Raw genomic sequence first — 19,326 nt, 5'->3', positions numbered from 1 at the left:
AAGAATTAGACATATTGGCCCAATTTATTTGCAAATATAAAAATACTTACGGTGTTCCCTGAATTTTTGTATAAAATTCCAATGAAATTTAGAATGCGAAGAGTTGTTATTTATAACGAATATAAACAAGTATTACGATATTTTGCTGGATTTCCTAAACTTATGTTAAAGACTTCAAATGACCGTTAAAAAGCGGTTTTTCTATTGCTGAATTCACATTCCTTTCAAAGTATTTTACTTACTTTTGCGCAAGTTTACAAAAAAATAACATCCCGCTATCATGGATAAAAAAATATTCTCTTTTTTATTTTCTACTCGATTAATGGCTATCTTATTTCTATCCTTTGCTTTAGCAATGGCAATAGGAACTTTTATTGAAGATGCCTACAATACCGATACCGCAAGAATTCTAATTTACAATGCTTGGTGGTTCGAAGCAATCATGGTCTTTTTTATGATTAATTTTATTGGAAACATTAAACGTTACCAATTGCATAAAAAAGAAAAATGGGCGACTTTATTATTACACCTTTCTTTTATTTTCATCCTATTAGGAGCTTTTGTAACGCGTTATATCAGTTATGAGGGAGTTATGCCAATCCGTGAAGGAGCTACTGAAAATCAGGTGTTTTCTGATAAAACGTATTTAACTCTTTTTGTTGACGGAGAATACCAAGGCGAAATGAAACGTCGTACGTATGAGGAACACAAGCTATTTTCGGCAGCGACTCCAAGAATGAATAAATTTTCAATTCAAGATAAGTTTAACAATATTCCATTCGAAGTAACTTACGAGAACTTTGTAATGGGAGCGAAAGAGTTTGTCAAAGAAGATAAGAATGGGGTATTTTATATCAAACTTGTTGAGTCTGGTGATGGAACACGTCACGAGCATTTCTTGAAAGAAGGAGAAGTACAAAATATTCATAATGTATTGTTTGCATTCAACAAACCGACTGAAGGTGCTGTTAATGTTATGAAAGATGGAGATACCTATACTATTAAAACACCTTTTGAAGGTAATTTTATGCGTATGGCTGATCAATTTAAAGGTAGTGTAGCAAAAGATACCGTACAACCTTTAATGATGCGTTCATTATATAATTTAGGAGGTACACAATTTGTTTTTCCTGAATTAGCAATTAAAGGAGTAATGGATTTTGAATCGAACAACGATTATAAAACAAAAGGCGATGATGCTCTAGTTTTAAAAGTAAAATCCGAAGGACAAGAAAAAACAGTTACGTTACTAGGGGCTAAAGGAAAGATGGGTGAACCACAATCCTTTAAACTTGGGAATTTAGAATACACACTTTTCTACGGAAGTAAAGTGTATACTTTGCCGTTCAAAATTAAATTAAACAAATTTATTGCAGAGAAGTATCCGGGCACCGAAAAGAATTATGCTTCATTTGAAAGTCAGGTGACGATTCTTGATCCAGAGAAAAAATTTGATGCAAGAATATACATGAACAATATTTTAGATCATAAAGGATATCGTTTCTTTCAAGCCATGTTTGATCCAGATGAAAAAGGAACAATACTTTCTGTAAACCACGATGAGTGGGGAACATGGATTACATATGTTGGTTACTTCTTATTGTATTTTGCTCTAATGGCAATTTTATTCGATAAGAATACTCGTTTTGGTGATTTGAAAGTTAAATTAGATAAAGTGAAAGCTAAAAAAGCAAAATTACTATCCATTCTAGTTCTTTTATTGAGCTTTAATGGCTTTGCCCAAGAACATGCAGATCATCCTGGTCATGCAGAGCATGTAGGAGATAAAGACCATACTGAAGTACAATTGCCTACAGCGGCACAAGCCGATTCATTGATTATGAAATTTACAGTAAGCAAAGATCACGCTGCTAAATTTGGTAAAATTGTAATTCAAGATGGAAAAGGAAGAATGAAACCGATTAATACGTTTTCTTCTGAATTGTTACGTAAAGTAAGTAATGATGATCATTACAAAGGATTAAACTCTGATCAGGTATTCTTATCCATGACACAATTCCCACAAGTTTGGTACAATGTACCATTAGTATATTTGAAAAGAGGGAATGACAGTCTTCGTAAGATTATTGGAGTAGATGTTAAAACTAAATATGCACCATTAGTAAGTTTCTTTGATGAAAGAGGAAATTATAAATTAGCACAAGTTCTTGAAGATGCAAATCATGCTGCTGTTCCAAATCAATTTCAAAAAGATTTTATTGAAACCGCTCGTAAAATTGACCTTTTATACACTGCTTTAAGCGGAAGTATTTTAAAGATTTTCCCAATTCCTTTTGATGAAAATAATAAATGGGTTTCCTACCTAGAATTGAATGAAACACCAATAAAAGGGATCGATTCAATTTACACGAAAAATGTTTTACCGCTATATATGTCAGCTTTAAATGAAGCTAATAAAACAGATGGATATAAAAATGCAGATAAGCTGGTAGAAAGTGTAGAAGGATTTCAAAAGAAATACGGAAGTAAAGTTAGACCTACCGATCGTAAAATAGATTTAGAGATTTTATACAATAAATATGATATATTCAAGAATCTATATCAATGGTATTTTCTTGCAGGAATTGTGATGTTTACTTTTACGATACTTAAAATTTTCAGAGAACGAAAGTTTATTAATATCATGGTGAAAGGAAGCCATATATTCGTTGGAATATTATTTGCTTTACATACTGCAGGATTAATTGCACGTTGGTATATTTCTGGTCATGCACCGTGGAGTGATGCTTACGAATCGATGATTTATGTAGGATGGGCAACGATGTTCTTTGGTTTAGCATTTGGAAGAAAGTCACATTTAACAGTAGCTTCAACAACGTTTGTAGCAGCAATGATTCTATGGGTAGCACACATGAACTGGATGGATCCGGCGATTGCTAATCTACAGCCTGTATTAAACTCATATTGGTTAATGATTCACGTGGCAGTTATTGTAGCTAGTTACGGACCATTTGCTTTAGGTATGGTATTAGGATTAGTATCATTATTCTTGATGATATTCACGAACAAGAATAACAAAATGAAGATGGATTTAAATATCCAAGAATTAACATACATCACTGAAATGGCATTGACTGTTGGTCTTGTCATGTTGACTATTGGTAACTTCTTAGGAGGACAATGGGCAAATGAAAGCTGGGGTCGTTATTGGGGATGGGATCCAAAAGAAACATGGGCATTAATTAGTATCATGGTATACGGATTTGTAATCCACATGCGATTAGTTCCTGCACTACGTGGAAGATGGATTTTTAATCTAGTTAGTGTGGCATCTTTCAGTTCAGTATTGATGACTTATTTTGGAGTGAATTTCTATTTAACAGGATTACATTCTTATGCTAGTGGAGATAAAGTAGTAACACCAGATTTTGTTTATTATTCGACAGCATTTGTAACAATTATAGGATTCTTCTCTTATTTGAAATACAAGAAGTTTTATAAGAAATAAGATTATATAAGTTTAATTTAATAGCCTCTGATGTATTTCAGGGGCTATTTTATTTAAAGGTTTAACAAAAGTTTAATTTGGTTGAATTCAATAATTTGTAATTTTATAATCGAAAAAAATAACCAAATCTATTATGAAAAAAATAATAACTGCTGTTTGTGCTATAGTGGTTTTAGCGAGTTGTCAAAATCAAGCTAAAAAAGAAGATACTATGGCAATTAACGAAAAAAATGAATCTATGACTAAAGAAAGTATTTATCAGTTTAAAGTAAAAGACCTTTATGGGAAAGAATTTGATTTTGCCTCATTAAAAGGGAAAAAAATATTAGTAGTGAATACCGCTTCAAAATGTGGATTAACACCACAATATAAAGACTTACAAAAAATTTATGATGAATATAAAGATCAAAATTTTGTTATTGTAGGTTTTCCAGCAAATAATTTTGCTAGTCAGGAGCCAGGTACAAATGAAGAAATTGCTACTTTCTGCGAACAAAATTATGGTGTGACATTCCCTATGATGGACAAAATTTCTGTGAAAGGAGAGGATATGGCACCAATTTATAAATTCCTAACAGAGAAATCTAAAAATGGATTACAAGATTCTGAAGTAGAATGGAATTTCCAAAAATATTTACTAAATACAAATGGCGAATTGGAAAAAGTAATTGGACCAAAAACATTGCCTACTGATCCAGAAGTTGTAAACTGGATTAAAGCTTAGTTTATTTTTTAAAATCAGTACATAAAGAGATAATCCTTCAAATTAAAGAAGGATTATCTCTTTTTTAATTTGTTCTTATTTTCCCCTAGATTCAGACGAATTATTAGTAGATTTGAAATTAATTTGTTTTGATAAATAAATTATAGAAACTCAAGAAAAAAATAATTTTTTGCACAATGATTTACCCTAAAATACCTTTGGCTCAAAGTATTATTGAAATATGTAAAGCAAAAGGAATCACTGATATAGTGATCTCTCCTGGATCACGAAATGCCCCTTTAACCATAGGCTTTGTAAACAACCCTTTTTTTAAATGCTACAGTATCGTTGATGAACGTTGCGCGGCTTTTTTTGCAATGGGAATTGCACAACAAATTAAAAAACCAGTAGCTGTCGTTTGTACTTCTGGATCGGCATTGCTGAATTATTATCCTGCAGTTGCAGAAGCATTTTATAGTCAAATACCAGTAGTGGTTATTTCGGCAGATCGACCAACAGAGAAAATTGATATTGGGGATGGGCAAACGATTCGTCAACAAAATGTTTTCCAGAATCATTCCTTGTACAATGCAAACCTTAAAGATGGCCTAGTAGATGAAGCTGAGAATGAACAGCTGATCAATGAGGCTATAAATACAGCTATTGAAAAGAAAGGCCCTGTTCATATTAACGCTCCGTTTGAAGAGCCATTGTATGATACCATTCCTCAACTAACGGTATCTCCAGAAATTTTAGCTTCAAAAACAAATGAGGCTACTATTTCATCTGTAGAACTGGAATCTTATGCAACACAATGGAATGCAGCATCAAAGAAATTAATTTTAATTGGAACGAATGAACCCAATACAATTGATTCAAAAATAATAGAATATTGGGCACAAGATCCGTCTGTTATAGTGATGACAGAAACGACTTCAAATGTACATCATGCTACATTTTTAGATCATATTGATACAATAATTACCCCTTTTACAAAAGAAGATTTCTTAGCGTTCCAACCGGATATTTTAATCACATTTGGTGGGATGGTTGTTTCTAAAAGAATTAAAGCCTTTTTAAGAGGGTACCAACCTAAGGAACATTGGCATATTGATGTATTAAGAGCTTACAATACTTATGGATGCTTAACAAAGCATTTTGAAGTAAGTGTGAATACTTTTTGGAATGCATTGATTCCATTGGTACAGAATAACCCAAGTGATTATAAAGAACATGCTCATGCTATTCAATTGCTTAGAGCACAAAAACATACTGAATATCTGAAATCCATACCTTTTTCTGATTTTAAAGTATTTGAAAAAGTAATTCCAGCTTTGCCCGATAATAGTATGCTGCATTTAAGTAATAGTTCTGCTATTCGTTATGCTCAATTGGTTCCAATAGATCCTTCAATAGAAGTATTCTGTAATCGAGGTACAAGTGGAATAGATGGTAGTACTTCTACAGCCGTAGGAGCAGCCGTAGCTTCTTCTAAAATGACAATACTACTTACGGGGGATATTGGCTTCTTTTACGACAGTAACGCTATCTGGAACAATTATACACCATCCAACTTCAAAATTATTTTGATTAATAATGGAGGAGGGGGGATTTTTAGAATTTTACCTGGACATCAAGAAAGCGAAGTCTTCAATACTTTTTTTGAAACTTCCCATCAATTATCAGCAGAACAGTTGGCTAAGATGTATGATTATCATTATTCGAATGTAAGTACTGAAGCGGACTTAGTAGCTACATTACCTAATTTTTTTAATTCCAATGATAAACCTTGTTTACTGGAAATACATACGCCAGAAAAGTTGAATAATGACATTTTGTTGCAATATTTCAAGAACTTAGTATAAATTAACTTAATATTAATCAGATTTTAAGCTTTGTTTTTTAAATAAAGTGTTAAATTTGGATAAAGTAAAACCATTTTTAAACATAAAAAATTATTATTATGAGCAAAAGAGACGAGTTGATTACTAAGTATGCTGCAGATTTAAAAGATAAATGTGGTGTAACACCTAACATGGATTTGTTGACAAAAGTTACGATCGGTTGTGGTCCTTCTATTTATAATGCTGATGCCTCTACTGTTTCAGGTACGAGCCCAAAAGAATTAGAAACGGTAAAAAACAACTTTTTGATTAAAAAGTTAGGTTTAAAAGATGGTCCTGAGCTTGATAAAGCAATTGACAGTGTAATTGAAAAGTACGGTCGTTCTAATAAGAATAAGTATAGAGTTGTAGTTTATTATTTACTTGCAACACATTTCAAAAAAGAAAGTGTTTACAACAAATAATCGACCAAACTAAAAAAGTTATAGAGTGCCCAATTTTAAATTGGGCACTTTTTTTATGAATGAATTTCATAGCGTGCCAACGGTCTCAACAAAATGAATACCTTTGTAGCATAATTTTACGAAATGATTGAAATAGGAAAATACAATACGTTAACCATTTTAAGAGACACCAAGGTAGGACTGTTTTTAGGAAATGGAAATGAAAATGAAGACATTCTTCTACCGAATAAATATGTACCAAGGGAATTTGAAATAGGGGAAGAACTTATCGTTTTTGTTTATTTAGACCATGAAGAAAGACCCGTTGCAACTACATTAGAACCTTATATATTACTGAATGAATTTGCATTATTACGAGTGAATTATGTAAATCAGATTGGGGCTTTTATGGATTGGGGTATGGAAAAAGATATCTTGGTTCCCTTTAAAGAGCAAGCTCGCCCGATGGAGAAAGGTAAACGTTACTTAGTTTATCTGTATATGGATGAGAAAACAAACCGATTAGTAGCTTCTAGTAAAACAAATCAGTTTTTAAGTAATGATGAACTGACTGTTGAGAAAAACGAAGAGGTAGATTTAATCGTTTCCCATATTACAGAAGTTGGTATTAATGTGATCATTAATGAGAAGCACAAAGGATTATTATACAAAGATGAAGTATATGATGATTTGCGTACAGGCGACCGTATAAGAGGGTATATCAAGAACATTAGACCTGATAACAAGATTGATGTTTCGGTACAAAAATTAGGGTATGAGAATATTGAACCTAATGCGGAAAAGATTTTAGATGAATTAAGAGCGAATAGAGGCTTTTTACGTTTAAATGACAACAGTCATCCAGAAGATATCAAAACGGTATTAAAAATGAGTAAAAAGACTTTTAAGAAAGCAGTGGGAGCACTCTTCAAACAAAAGTTAATCGAAATAAAAGAAGATGGTATTCATTTGGTGAAAGAATAATACATATTTCTTAAAAACATAAAAGTCGGGTATATCCCGACTTTTTTTTATTCAGTTTGATGATAACTAATAGATAGGGATTGAAAATCCTTCTCTTTCATCATCCCACGTTAAAGCATTCATTTTCCAACCTTCAGAAGTATGTATAAACTGAATATTTTTAACGCCTTTTGTTTTAAATTCTTTCCCTTCCAGAATACCTGATTTTTTATAAAAACTGATACGTTGGGCTATGTTTCCAAAAACCGTAGTGCTTTCATCAATTTCTTCTTCTTTAAAATCAATTAATCGTCCATCGGTTAATAGTTTTTCTCGTGGAATAACAAATTCTGATAAGGAATAAATTTCAGGACTCAACCCACTGTTTTTTATGATAATAGCTTTTGCAATGAAGAGGTCGTAAATACGCTCTACCTGAGGCTTTGAATCTCCTGTATTGGTAAATACATTATAAAAACGAGCGGTTAAAGTATCTAGAATATGTTTTGTAACAGTATCTTGAATTTCATTATGCATATTCAACCCTTATTTTCTGTAAACAAATAGCATCAAATCTTCTGGATCATTAGGAATGCGGATTATTTTTTCAAAGGTTAATCCTATTTTTTTGATCAGATTTATAGAGCTAATATTGTATTCCACTGTAATAGCAGCAATACTATTCATATTTAAAGTTGTTTTGGCATATTCTAATGTTGTAGAAGCTGCCTCATACGCATATCCTTTACCGCTATATTCGGATAGAAAAGCAAAACCAATATCAACATCATCCAAACCATCTCTTTTGTAAAGCCCACATAATCCAATAGGAATATTGCTCTCCTTTAGCTGTACGACAAAAGGACCAAAACCATTTTTCTCATAACTTTCAAAGGGACCATTTGTAATATAGTTGCGTGCATCATCTAATGATTTTATATCACGATCTCCAATATATTTAATCCACTCAGGTGTGTTTAAAAGAGTATATATAAAAGTAGAATCATCTAACGTAAGGTAACGTAATTGTAAACGGTCCGTTTCAAGTTGAGCCATAATTTGTTTAATTTTAATTTCTGTTATTATTTATATAGCAATGTATATTCCTACTTCTGCTTGATCTTGAGGTAAAGCAGATTTTTCATCGTAAACTTCAAAATCGGCAGTATATAGACGATTTAATTGTGTGTCCTGATTCCATATTTCACCCCAAGTTTGACCTACAGCTTCTGGCATTTTTCCTTTGGCAGTATATTTTATGTACTTTCCTCCATTAATTTCTTTTCCTTCAAGGCCTTCTGGAATATCATTTAATGAACTTACTTTACAGCCTAGAATACAAGTGTATTTGCCTGTATAATCTGATTCATAATCAGTATAGATAGAGTAAATAGCACTGTCTTCTTTATTGGGAATTAATGTTTGAATATTCGAGGTATAAAAACGATTCCAAAGATTTCCAATGTCCTCCATAGCCTTACCGTTTTTATTAGTAGTTCTTACCGTTATCCCGATAATTTTAAAAGATTCAAGGGTCGTTGGAGTATTCATTTGGGTATGTATTAAGTTATTTTAGTGTTTTATTTTATTAATATCGCAAAAATTGAGTGATAAAGAACTTCAAATATATAGTATTTCTAATCAAAAAAATATGCCTATATCAGTATTAACAATTAGTTTTTTTAAATTTTGATTGGTTCAAAATAAAGAGAGAAATACCTCATGATTTAATGATGTTACCCTTACATTATAGTAACATAATCCTGAGAAAGTTATTGCTTTTCTGTATCCTTAATAAGGTTTAATAAAATTTCGGTGGTAGTTCCAACTTTAGCTTTTGAAGAAGCTTGTCCTGCCCAGAGCGAGATTAGGTTTTTATTGTTTTGCTGTTGTCCATACACACGCAAACTACTTGTTAAAGTATTCTGGACTGGATATGCTGGAATTTTTAATCCAGATTTAATCATATCTTCCATAAAAGTATTTTTAACACCTCTTGCCCAACGACCAGAGAAGGACTGCGTAAGTTCTGTATCCGTGTCTTTCGCGTGTTGAATACTTTCTTTGTAAATGGGGGCAGCAGTACTTTCTTTGGCAGGGATAAATAAGGTGCCAATTTGTACGGCAATAGCATCTTGTGTCAAAGCTGTTTTTACACTTTCTCCATCGGCAATAGCACCAGCTGCAATTAGTGGTGTTTGTATTACTGATTTTAATTGTTTGAGCAGAGGCATAAGCCCAATCATCGGTAATGCACCTTTGATAAATGACCCTCGATGGCCACCTGCTTCAATTCCTTGTACAGCGATGTAATCAATCTCTTTTTGTTCTAATAATTGAGCTTCTTCTAAGGAAGTTGCAGTTCCAATTAAAATAATTCCTGCTTCCTTTAATTTCTTAATACTATCATCATTTAGTATTCCGAAAGTGAAACTTACAATAGGAATTTGATGTTCAATTAAAATCTCAATTTGTTCCAGATAATGATAGAATCGAATATCTTGTAGAGCTTGTCGGGTGAAAGTTGTTCCGTGTTGCGTAGCATATTGTTCCAAATAGTTTTGCATCGCTTCATACGCTTCATTATCATATAGTGAAGGGAGGTCGTGTACAAAAAGATTTACAGCAAAAGGTTTATTCGTTAATGCTTTGGTTTGGAGTATTAATTCAGTTGTTTTTGCAGGAGATAATCCTCCTATGGGTAAAGAGCCTAATCCACCAGTATTAGACGCAGCCGCTACCATTTCTGGTGTAGTAATGCCTAGCATGGGTGCCTGAATGATGGGATAGGTGATTCTTAATTGTCGCGTTAATTCATTTTCCCATTTCATATGATGTGAATTTAAATAATCGTCTTTATTACGCTGCGGAACTATTCTATAGCTTTAATTTGTCTTAAAGCCTCTTTTGTAATTTCTTTACGGCTTGCAGCAAAGTTTGGGTTGTTGTCTTTCTCATCTTTATTGACACGTGTGGCAAAAAAGTAAACATTGTTTTTGGTTTCTACATAACCTACCCACCAACCGATGTCTTTCCCATCTTTGGTAGCCCAACCTGTTTTATCTCTAAAAGTATATTGATCATTTTCTTCAGAAATCATTAATTTCTTCATGATAGCATACGTTCTTTTTGAAAAAGGCAATTGTTGAAAATGAAGATTCTTTAAAAATTGAATTTGACTAATTGGATCAATAGCAAAAGCTCCATATACCCAAAAATTAACGCCTGGTTCAGTAAGATTACCATTTCCATAATGGCATTTACTTAAATACTGTTTGTAACGATCTTTGGTTATTTTTTCGGCTAAAGCTTCATAAAACCAAATCGTTGAATTTTTATAAGCGGATACTAAATCATTATCCTTATTCCAAGCCTCCATCGGTTGATCTCCTAGCTTACGTACTTTTCCATCCCATGCTATAATTTCATGTTCATCCTTTATTACCCCTAATTCCAAAGCAATACAAGAATTAATAATTTTAAATGTAGAAGCAGGAAGCGAAGCAACATTAGCATCTACAGGATCACTAAAAACCCACTTTTGATTTTTGAAATCATAAATAGTAACACTACCCGTTACATTATATTGTTTGAAAATAGAATCTAAATTGACTTGTCCAAAGGTAATAACAGAACAAAAAAGTAATGCAAATAGTAAAAAATGTTTCATAAATAGGAGGTGTAAATAGCTTTTGGGCCATTAACAAAGATAGATGAAATAGGATTTTATATCAAGTAAAATAATGTTATTAAAACTAAAATATTCAATAAATAATCCGACTTTCTGTAAGTCAGTAGGATAGGGTATTTGTATTGGAGTATTAGTTTTATATAGGAGAGTTAGAAACTCTTTTTTCAATTATAGGACTGTTATATTATGAATCTTTAAGATTTGTGAAATCTTTGTATATTTGAGAGTTACCGGTTCTTTTATTAATTAAATGGATTTAGTAATTAGATCCTTACATCAAGTAGATTGGTGTACAAAATTCATAAAACAGTCGCAGAAACTTTAGTACAGCTATAAATAAATTAAAGCATGAGAAACGAATATTTTTCGCCATTAGAGGTTAATCTGACAGGAGAAATTAGACATCATTACAATGAGAAAAGTTCATTGCCTGCCCATAATTTGGTTTTAAAACCTCTTCTGGATAATTGCTATTTGGCTTATGTGTTTGGGCTTAAAAAAGAAGATGAATTGTATAAAACTAATTCTGATATTTTAATTAGTGAAAAAGGGAAATTTAGATTTGATACTTCAAAAGAATGTATTGAGGGACACGAATATTTATGGAATGCGACAAGTTGGAAAAGAGGATCAATTATTATTTTACTTGAAGAAGGTAAATTAGACTTCACAGAATTATTTAAAAATACATATAGACCAGGTTTATCAGGAATGCCAAATTCTGGAAATAGCCTATCGGCAACAAAAAAATGCAGAGAAGAAGCTGCAAATGGAAAGATTGCAATTTGTTTACCCGCTTCAAATGGAATTGAATGGATGACAATTTACGCAAAAGGACAACTCTTTGAAAACTTAGTCACTGAAGCATTCGAGAATTGTAAAGAAAAAGAGCATTACAAATGAAATGAATAAAAAAAATGCATTAACAAAGGTCTTACATCAAGCAGACTGACGCACAAAATTCAATGTTTGTAATTTGATTGAATATTAGTTATAAATTCGGCTTCTGTAACTCGATTCCTAATTTAAGCGAAAAGGTTCAAAACATTAACTAACATTCTAATAAAAATAGGTATGAGAAGATTATTTTTTATCCTAATTACAATTTTTGTTACTACTATTTCATTTGCTCAGACGGAAAATTATAAAACAGCAATGGAAAATTTTCAAGCAAATTATAATGATGACAAATACGATGAAATATTCAATAGCTTTTCATCTGAAATGAAACAAGGCCTACCGCTTGCAGATACAAAACAATTTCTGAGTAATTTGAAAACTCAAGTGGGTAAAATAGAAAGTAAAGAATTCATCAAAATTGAAGAAGGAACTTACGCAACTTATAAAACGAAATTTGAAAAAGCTATTTTTGCTGTACACATTTCTATTGATAGTCAAAACAAGATAAATGGACTCTTTATCAAACCCTATGAAGAATCAAATAATGGAGGAAATAATACTTTTTATGCTTTAAGAAGTTATCCAAAAGAAATTGCCGAGATTATATATTCGAAATCAAAAGATTTTCCTAATAATGCCCAACTTTCCATTGCAATAATTCAAAATGGGAAAACAAATTATTATGGAATTATAAAAGAAAACGATTCGATAAAACCATCTGAGAATCAGCATAAAGTTTTTGAAATAGGTTCCATTACAAAAGTGTTCACTTCGACTGTTTTAGCTTCTTTGGTGGAAGAGAAAAAAATAAAATTGACAGATTATGTGAATTCATATTATTCTTTCCCTTTTAAAGATAATATCAAAATAAGTTTTGAAAGTTTAGCAAATCATACTTCTGGATTACCTCGTTTACCACAGAATTTGGATTTGTCAAATGAAATAAATCCGTATAAAAATTATAAAGCAAAAGAACTTGAGGAATACCTTAAAAACCTTTTGAAACTTGAAAATGAACCTTTAAAAACCTATTCTTATTCAAACCTTGGCGCTGGGTTATTAGGTTATACACTTGGATTATCTCAAAAAACAAGTTTTAATGCATTACTTCAAAAGAAGATTTTCGATAAATATAAAATGATGGATTCATTTACAAGTTCGCAAAATTTAGGCAATAAGCTTGTAAAAGGATTAAGTGCAAATGGAGAATTGGTATCCAATTGGGATTTTGATGTTTTATTTGGCGGTGGTGGGATTCTATCCACAACAGCAGATTTGGCAAAGTTTGCCAATGCACAGTTTAATCCTGAAAACAAAGAACTTTCGCTAACGCGAAAACCAACCTTTGTTATAAAAGATAAAATGAAAATAGGTTTAGGCTGGCATATTCTAAAATTAGAAAAGGATAAAGAATTATTTTGGCATAATGGTGGCACAGGTGGATATTCCTCTTCAATGGCTGTCAATGTTGAAGAGAAAACGGCGATTATCATATTATCGAATGTTTCTGGAATAAATGAAAAAATTGATGTGATATGTTTTGATCTATTAAACAAAATAAGTAAAAAATAACATTAGAAAACAATACAACTTCTAAAAGCGCAAAACATGAAGCAATTACAGACGGGAGAATTTTATGGACAGACGAATCAAACCATTCATTTGGATGGGATTACTTTGACTGACACAGAATATACTCTTGATCGTGTGGATTGGCACTACCATGAGAATGCTTATTTTACTTTTATTTTGGAAGGAAATGTTATTGAAGGCAATAAGAAAGAAGTTTATAATTGTGGGGCAGGAAGCCTACTATTTCATCATTGGCAAGAACCACATTACAACATAAAACCTGAAGGTTACACCCGGGGTTTCCAAATTGAATTAAAAAATACTTGGTTTGATCAATTGGATTTTAATATTGACAAATTACAAGGCAGTACAAAAATTGCTAATGTTGACATTAAATTTTTACTGTATAAGATATTTAAAGAAACTAAAATTGAAGACAATACCACTACACTATCAATTCAGTCATTGTTGTTACAAACACTAGCAGAAATGTTTCGGAATTCACACGTAGATTTGGATAAGAATCCAATGTGGGTGCATAAAATCAAAGAAATTTTATTCTATGAATTTTCAGATAATCTAACGCTCGAATATTTATCTAATACATTAGGGATTCATCCCGTCCATCTTTCTAGAGACTTTTCGAAATACTTCAATTGTAATTTGGGAGATTATTTAAGAAAATTAAAAATTGAAAAATCGTATACACTTTTATCAAATAAGCAGCTTTCCTTGACTGAAATAGCCTACGGATGTGGGTTTTCAGATCAAAGCCATTTTAATCGTTGTTTCAAATCAGTTAGCGGAATAAACCCAAAAGATTTTAGAAAAATTATTACCAAGTAATTTTCATGATGTTAATTCTGTTCTATTTTGGTTGTTCTTCCTTTCTTAGTTTTGGGAACTAAATCTAATTTTTAAAATATGAAAAAAGCTTGTGTTCTAATTCCAATAATGCTTCTTATATCGGTAACAATTTTTGGACAGACAACAAACTGGGTAAAAAATGATAGTATTGTTTCTCCGATTCACCTTGAAAACATTGGTAAAATTGCTTTTATGGAGAAAACCATTGAAATGGAGAACTTTAAACAAAGTGATTTTCTGACTGCTTTTGAACTCAAAGAAAAAACAGATTTAAATATTAGAGTTTTTTTAAGGAACTCTTTGACCAATTATCTTCATTTGCTTTTGCCTCAACTATCCGCTGAAGAGTTGACTAAAAATGGAAATTATCAATTTACATTCATTGTGGATGGTAAAAAGATTTATGTTGAGAATCTGAATGCCGGTGCAGGTAGTTTTGATAGTAAAAATAAGAGAACAGTTTTTAGAATTCCTTTAATAAGCACTACAAACGAAGACTCTTGGGGAAGATTTCTATGGAATAGATTTCTAGGAAATGGAGGACTGGAAGCATTAACAAGTGGAGAGCATATTCTTACGATTGAAATTAGACCTTATATAAAACTAGACGAGCTATTGACAGGTGCTATTATTGCCGAAGGACAAATAAAAATGATAGTTCCCGAAATCATAGTTGATGAAAAACTGATTAAAGTTCAACCGATAAAGCCTCTTAAAGATTGGGAAGTTTCTACGGAGAAAATTGATATTTCTAAAATTGAAGAACTCAACAGAAAAATTGCAACACAAACCTATAAGAATATAACAAGCCTTGTTGTCATAAAAGACGGTAAACTCTTACTGGAAGAATATTTTAACGGAGCCACTAGAAGCAAACTTCACGATACAAGATCCGTTGGGAAATCATTTGCTTCCACTATTATGGGAATTGCAATTAATGCGGGTTATATAAAAAATGAGATGCAACCACTCCATGAATTTTATGACTTGAAAACATTTCAAAATTATTCCATTGAAAAAGAGAATATTACTCTAAAAGAGTTGTTGACAATGAGTTCCTCATTGGATGGTAGTGATATGGATCAAGAATCACCTGGGAATGAAGAAAATATGTACCCTACCAAAAACTGGGTTGATTTTGCTTTAAATCTATCCATCGATAAAACAAAAGTAGCAGAGAAAAGATGGGATTATTTTACAGCTGGCGTAGTGATTTTGGGTGATGTTATTCACAAATCGGTTCCCAATGGTTTAGATAAATATGCAGATAAAAACTTATTTAAGCCACTTGGAATTACAAAATATCAATGGGAGTTCACACCACAAGGAGTGGCCAATACAGCCGGCGGTTTACGATTGCGTTCATTAGACTTTGCAAAAGTTGGACAGTTATACAGAAACCAAGGGATTTGGAATGGCAAACAAATTCTTACCCAAGAATGGGTAGCAAAAAGTTTATCAAAACAAATGACAATAGCTGAGGGTGAATATTATGGTTATTTATTTTGGAACAAAACCTACCATGTTGAGGGCAAAAATTATGAAGTTTATTATTCCAGTGGAAACGGTGGGAATAGAGTATTTATTTTCAAAGACCAACCGCTTGTTATTGTTATCACTTCGACAGCATACAATACAGATTACGGACACAAACAAGTTGAAAAAATCATGCAGGACTATTTAATTCCTGCCATAACGAAATAGTATATAATGTGGGTTTTGTGATTACAAATTAGCAATAGCCGTTTGATACTTCAAAATCTTTTTTTGCGTTAAATATAGAACTATAGAACCTTGAGTAGAAATTCTTAAAACAGAAAAGCAAAATGAAAGTTATTATAAAAATGGTATTGGTTATTGGAATCTTGGTAACAAATTTAAATTGTAGTTCTAAAAAAGAAGAGCCATTCAAATCTAAAGAAGTATACAAATCCAAGGATTTAATTGTAACTCAAATTGCTGAAAATTCTTTTGTACACATCTCATTTTTACAAACCCAAGATTTTGGAAATGTTCCTTGTAACGGCCTTATTGTGAGAAATAATAATGAAGTAGCGATCTTTGATACACCAACGAATGACGAAAGTTCAGAAGAACTAATCAAATGGATAGAAGGAACACTTCATTGTAAAATAAAGGCAATTATTCCAACCCATTTCCATAATGATTGTTTAGCAGGACTAAACGCATTTCATAAAAATGATGTTCCTTCATATGCATATTTCAAAACTATTGAATTTGCAAAAGAGAATAATTTTACGGTTCCTCAAAATGGCTTTAAGGATTCACTGGTTCTAAGAGTAGGTAATGAAAATAGTATTGTAAAGTTTTTAGGAGAAGGACATACCAGAGATAATGTAGTTGGTTATTTTCCAAGTGAGAATATTCTATTTGGAGGTTGTTTAATAAAAGAATTAGAAGCTAATAAAGGTTATTTAGGTGATTCAAATATTGCAGACTGGTCAAGTACAGTTGAAAAAGTAAGAAAGGAATATCCAAATGTAGAAATCGTGGTTCCAGGACATGGAGAATATGGGAATAAACAGTTACTTGATTATACCATCAAATTATTTAAGACGCAATAGAAAAACTTCTATAGACATGATTAGAAGAATTTTACTCAAGATCTTCTAATCTTCGTTCTATTTTTTTGCTAGGAATCAACCACATTAAGGCAACTAAAATATAAATAATTCCCGAAACCCATTCACTAAAAAATGAAGCAATAATGGCCAAGGTATATAGTACAGGGGATATCTTTCCTTTTAAATCTCTGCCTAAAGCAACTGATAGAGTGGAACTTTTCCCATTTTTTTTAATAATATAATATTGTAAGATAGCGTACGAAATAGCACACATTAATAGTACGCCACCGTATAAAGCCATAGTAGCGGGAGCAAAGTGATTTTCTCCCATCCATCCTGTTACAAAAGGGATAACGGACAACCAGAATAGTAAATGTAAATTTGCCCATAATATAGAGCCATTTACTTTTTGAGTTCCTTGTAACATATGATGGTGATTGTTCCAATAGATACCTACATAAATAAAACTCAGTACATAACTTAGAAATACGGGTAGTAAAGGTTTTAATGCATTAAAATCATTTCCTCCGTGTGGAACTTTGATTTCCAATACCATAATGGTAATGATAATAGCAATTACGCCATCGCTAAATGCTTCTAAACGACCTTTATTCATAATAGTTGATTATTAGGTTATAATTTCAAAAATAGATAAAAAATAAGATAAGACAAAGCTGCAATAAAGGGAATTACTATTAGATTGATATCCAATTTAATGCATTAAAAGCATAATCCTGCATGTCATTAATTAATTTACACGTGTGATAACCATCCGCTACAGCGTGATTTGCAAAAACTGAAATCGGTAACAAAACCTTATTGTTTTCTGTATAAAATTTTCCAAATCGGATAATGGGGAATAATAATGAAGACTCCGTATACGTATCCTGACTGAAGTTTGTAAAGCTTAACCAAGGCAAAGAAGATACAGGACAAAAATTACCAGGGCGATTCAGTCGTGCTTTAATAGCCTTCACATCCTTATAAGTTTCCATGTCGGTAATAATCGTAGTGTAAAATTCAGAAAATACGGCATGATATTCACTCCATACATCAGAAAACGTTTTATCATCATCATGGAAAATAGTATAGGAGGGAAGTACATAATTCCAGTAACCTAAATTACCATCAGCATCAAAACTCATCCTAAATTCTTTATTATCATTCACAGCGCGCATAATGACATATAAAAAAGTAGGGAAAAAACGAAGTTGATTCTCTTTAATAGCCTTTAATAAGTCTGTAATATCAATTGTAGCATTGATGTTGTATTTGCATTTGATAGTATTGTAGAAATAATCGAAATAAGGTTTACGTTCCCATGTTTCAGTATTGACTTTCTGAAATTCTGTAATCATTGATAGTGCCATTATGTTCCCTGTAGTGTAGGATATTATAAAGGATGAAGTTACTCTATTTTATTTAAAAAAAACTATTTTTATTTAGTAGCCTGATATAGCGTTATTTGTTTTATTGATGAACTTTGAAAACCCTAATTTAAATGATTGTTGGAAACAATATAGCCAAGATTGAATTATAGAAATTGACGACTCATTTTGGTTATCTTCTATTATATTGATAAATTCGATTGATACTACGAATACGATACTAGATTTGATTTCAGATAAAAAACAAAAGATTTAAGTAAAAGATTAAATGAAAAAAATAATCGTTATTATTCCCTTGTTCATACTATTTATAGCTTGTGTGACTAATAAGTCGCAAGACTTCCAGTTGGTCGCTTTATCACCAGCTACCTATGAGTTTAAAACGAAAGAAAATAAAAATAGAATCGATTATTTTTATTCAGAAGGAAATTTTTCATACAACAACACGGATTATGAAATACTAAAAAAGAAAATTGAAGAAAAGATAGTAGGTGTAAACACACCGAAATATCATTTATATTCCATCTATATCTATAAAAAAACAAACATCCTCAATAATCAATACAAAGGAGGAAAGGAAGGATTAGATGGTCATAATCAAGATCTCATTGCTTACATTAGATATGAAAAAGGGAATAAAGATATTTTTTATATACTCAAAAAAGGAAATGTAGTTTACGATATTCTTTCAGATAAAGAAGAGAATTTTGAGTTTGATCAATAACGATATAAAGGACTATGATAAAGAATTTTATAATAAAGAATTGGAAAGTAATATTTAATATTCAGCTTGGTGTATTTACAGTATTTATCATTCTCACTTTCATTTATTATTGGGACAAACCAGCTCATCAATATTTTAATAGAAATCTAGATACCGTAGATTCTCAAGCTATCTTTT

Annotated in this window: 18 protein-coding genes; 11 read left to right on the top strand and 7 right to left on the bottom strand. The window is 31.6% G+C overall.

Annotated elements, in window-relative coordinates:
* Positions 1 to 280 precede the first annotated feature (280 nt).
* The 5 genes from P6733_RS05930 (at position 281) to P6733_RS05910 (ending at position 7,443) form a co-directional block, all read left to right on the top strand.
* On the top strand, positions 281 to 3,469 hold the full coding sequence (locus P6733_RS05930) for a cytochrome c biogenesis protein CcsA (protein WP_306350921.1): 3,189 nt from the start codon (positions 281 to 283) through the stop codon (positions 3,467 to 3,469).
* A 133-nt stretch (positions 3,470 to 3,602) separates the two neighbouring features.
* The gene (locus P6733_RS05925) at positions 3,603 to 4,193 is read left to right on the top strand and encodes a glutathione peroxidase (protein WP_306350919.1); all 591 of its coding nucleotides are present in this window, start codon (positions 3,603 to 3,605) and stop codon (positions 4,191 to 4,193) included.
* 176 nt (positions 4,194 to 4,369) lie between these two features.
* Positions 4,370 to 6,037, top strand: a complete 1,668-nt coding sequence (gene menD, locus P6733_RS05920; protein ID WP_306350917.1) for a 2-succinyl-5-enolpyruvyl-6-hydroxy-3-cyclohexene-1-carboxylic-acid synthase — start codon at positions 4,370 to 4,372, stop codon at positions 6,035 to 6,037.
* A 98-nt stretch (positions 6,038 to 6,135) separates the two neighbouring features.
* Positions 6,136 to 6,480 (top strand): DUF2853 family protein, encoded by a 345-nt coding sequence (locus P6733_RS05915; protein WP_306350915.1) that lies wholly within the window; start codon positions 6,136 to 6,138, stop codon positions 6,478 to 6,480.
* 123 nt (positions 6,481 to 6,603) lie between these two features.
* Positions 6,604 to 7,443 carry a CvfB family protein gene (locus P6733_RS05910; RefSeq protein ID WP_306350913.1) on the top strand — a complete coding sequence of 280 codons (840 nt, stop codon included), beginning with the start codon at positions 6,604 to 6,606 and terminating at the stop codon, positions 7,441 to 7,443.
* 66 nt (positions 7,444 to 7,509) lie between these two features.
* Here the strand turns inward: P6733_RS05910 and P6733_RS05905 are convergent, their stop codons facing one another.
* The 5 genes from P6733_RS05905 to P6733_RS05885 all read right to left on the bottom strand — a co-directional run bounded on the left by P6733_RS05905 (position 7,510) and on the right by P6733_RS05885 (position 11,092).
* Complete coding sequence (locus tag P6733_RS05905) at positions 7,510 to 7,959, bottom strand: hypothetical protein (RefSeq protein WP_306350911.1); 450 nt, start codon at positions 7,957 to 7,959, stop codon at positions 7,510 to 7,512.
* Positions 7,960 to 7,968: 9 nt separating this feature from the next.
* Positions 7,969 to 8,478, bottom strand: a complete 510-nt coding sequence (locus tag P6733_RS05900; protein ID WP_306350909.1) for a GNAT family N-acetyltransferase — start codon at positions 8,476 to 8,478, stop codon at positions 7,969 to 7,971.
* A gap of 30 nt (positions 8,479 to 8,508) precedes the next feature.
* Positions 8,509 to 8,973 carry a GyrI-like domain-containing protein gene (locus P6733_RS05895; RefSeq protein WP_306350907.1) on the bottom strand — a complete coding sequence of 155 codons (465 nt, stop codon included), beginning with the start codon at positions 8,971 to 8,973 and terminating at the stop codon, positions 8,509 to 8,511.
* Positions 8,974 to 9,194: 221 nt separating this feature from the next.
* A complete protein-coding gene (locus P6733_RS05890) occupies positions 9,195 to 10,298 on the bottom strand; it encodes an NAD(P)H-dependent flavin oxidoreductase (protein ID WP_306351140.1) in 1,104 nt (367 codons plus the stop codon).
* Positions 10,295 to 11,092, bottom strand: a complete 798-nt coding sequence (locus tag P6733_RS05885) for a penicillin-binding transpeptidase domain-containing protein (RefSeq protein ID WP_306350905.1) — start codon at positions 11,090 to 11,092, stop codon at positions 10,295 to 10,297. The genes P6733_RS05890 and P6733_RS05885 overlap by 4 nt, the downstream gene beginning before the upstream one ends.
* Positions 11,093 to 11,461: 369 nt before the next feature.
* Here P6733_RS05885 and P6733_RS05880 point away from each other — a divergent pair, with 369 nt between their 5' ends.
* The 5 genes from P6733_RS05880 to bla all read left to right on the top strand — a co-directional run bounded on the left by P6733_RS05880 (position 11,462) and on the right by bla (position 17,037).
* The gene (locus tag P6733_RS05880; protein WP_306350903.1) at positions 11,462 to 12,016 is read left to right on the top strand and encodes a hypothetical protein; all 555 of its coding nucleotides are present in this window, start codon (positions 11,462 to 11,464) and stop codon (positions 12,014 to 12,016) included.
* Positions 12,017 to 12,187: 171 nt separating this feature from the next.
* On the top strand, positions 12,188 to 13,585 hold the full coding sequence (locus P6733_RS05875) for a serine hydrolase (protein ID WP_306350902.1): 1,398 nt from the start codon (positions 12,188 to 12,190) through the stop codon (positions 13,583 to 13,585).
* Between the two features lie 36 nt (positions 13,586 to 13,621).
* Positions 13,622 to 14,431 carry a helix-turn-helix domain-containing protein gene (locus P6733_RS05870; protein ID WP_306350899.1) on the top strand — a complete coding sequence of 270 codons (810 nt, stop codon included), beginning with the start codon at positions 13,622 to 13,624 and terminating at the stop codon, positions 14,429 to 14,431.
* Between the two features lie 78 nt (positions 14,432 to 14,509).
* Positions 14,510 to 16,156 (top strand): serine hydrolase domain-containing protein, encoded by a 1,647-nt coding sequence (locus P6733_RS05865; protein ID WP_306350898.1) that lies wholly within the window; start codon positions 14,510 to 14,512, stop codon positions 16,154 to 16,156.
* Positions 16,157 to 16,278: 122 nt separating this feature from the next.
* Entirely contained in the window at positions 16,279 to 17,037 is a 759-nt protein-coding gene (gene bla, locus P6733_RS05860) for a subclass B1 metallo-beta-lactamase (RefSeq protein WP_306350896.1), read from the top strand.
* Between the two features lie 31 nt (positions 17,038 to 17,068).
* Here bla and P6733_RS05855 read toward each other — a convergent pair whose 3' ends face one another.
* Together P6733_RS05855 and P6733_RS05850 are read right to left on the bottom strand one after the other, a co-directional pair.
* On the bottom strand, positions 17,069 to 17,653 hold the full coding sequence (locus P6733_RS05855; RefSeq protein WP_306350894.1) for a TMEM175 family protein: 585 nt from the start codon (positions 17,651 to 17,653) through the stop codon (positions 17,069 to 17,071).
* Between the two features lie 79 nt (positions 17,654 to 17,732).
* A complete protein-coding gene (locus P6733_RS05850; protein WP_306350892.1) occupies positions 17,733 to 18,395 on the bottom strand; it encodes a CatA-like O-acetyltransferase in 663 nt (220 codons plus the stop codon).
* A gap of 298 nt (positions 18,396 to 18,693) precedes the next feature.
* Between P6733_RS05850 and P6733_RS05845 the strand changes: the two genes are divergently transcribed.
* The gene (locus P6733_RS05845) at positions 18,694 to 19,149 is read left to right on the top strand and encodes a hypothetical protein (protein WP_306350890.1); all 456 of its coding nucleotides are present in this window, start codon (positions 18,694 to 18,696) and stop codon (positions 19,147 to 19,149) included.
* Positions 19,150 to 19,326 lie beyond the last annotated feature (177 nt).

Source organism: Flavobacterium aerium, assembly GCF_030766725.1.
In the GTDB taxonomy this organism is placed as follows: domain Bacteria; phylum Bacteroidota; class Bacteroidia; order Flavobacteriales; family Flavobacteriaceae; genus Flavobacterium; species Flavobacterium aerium.
Note: the sequence above shows the minus strand (reverse complement) of the source record. Positions and strands in the feature narration are given on the sequence as shown.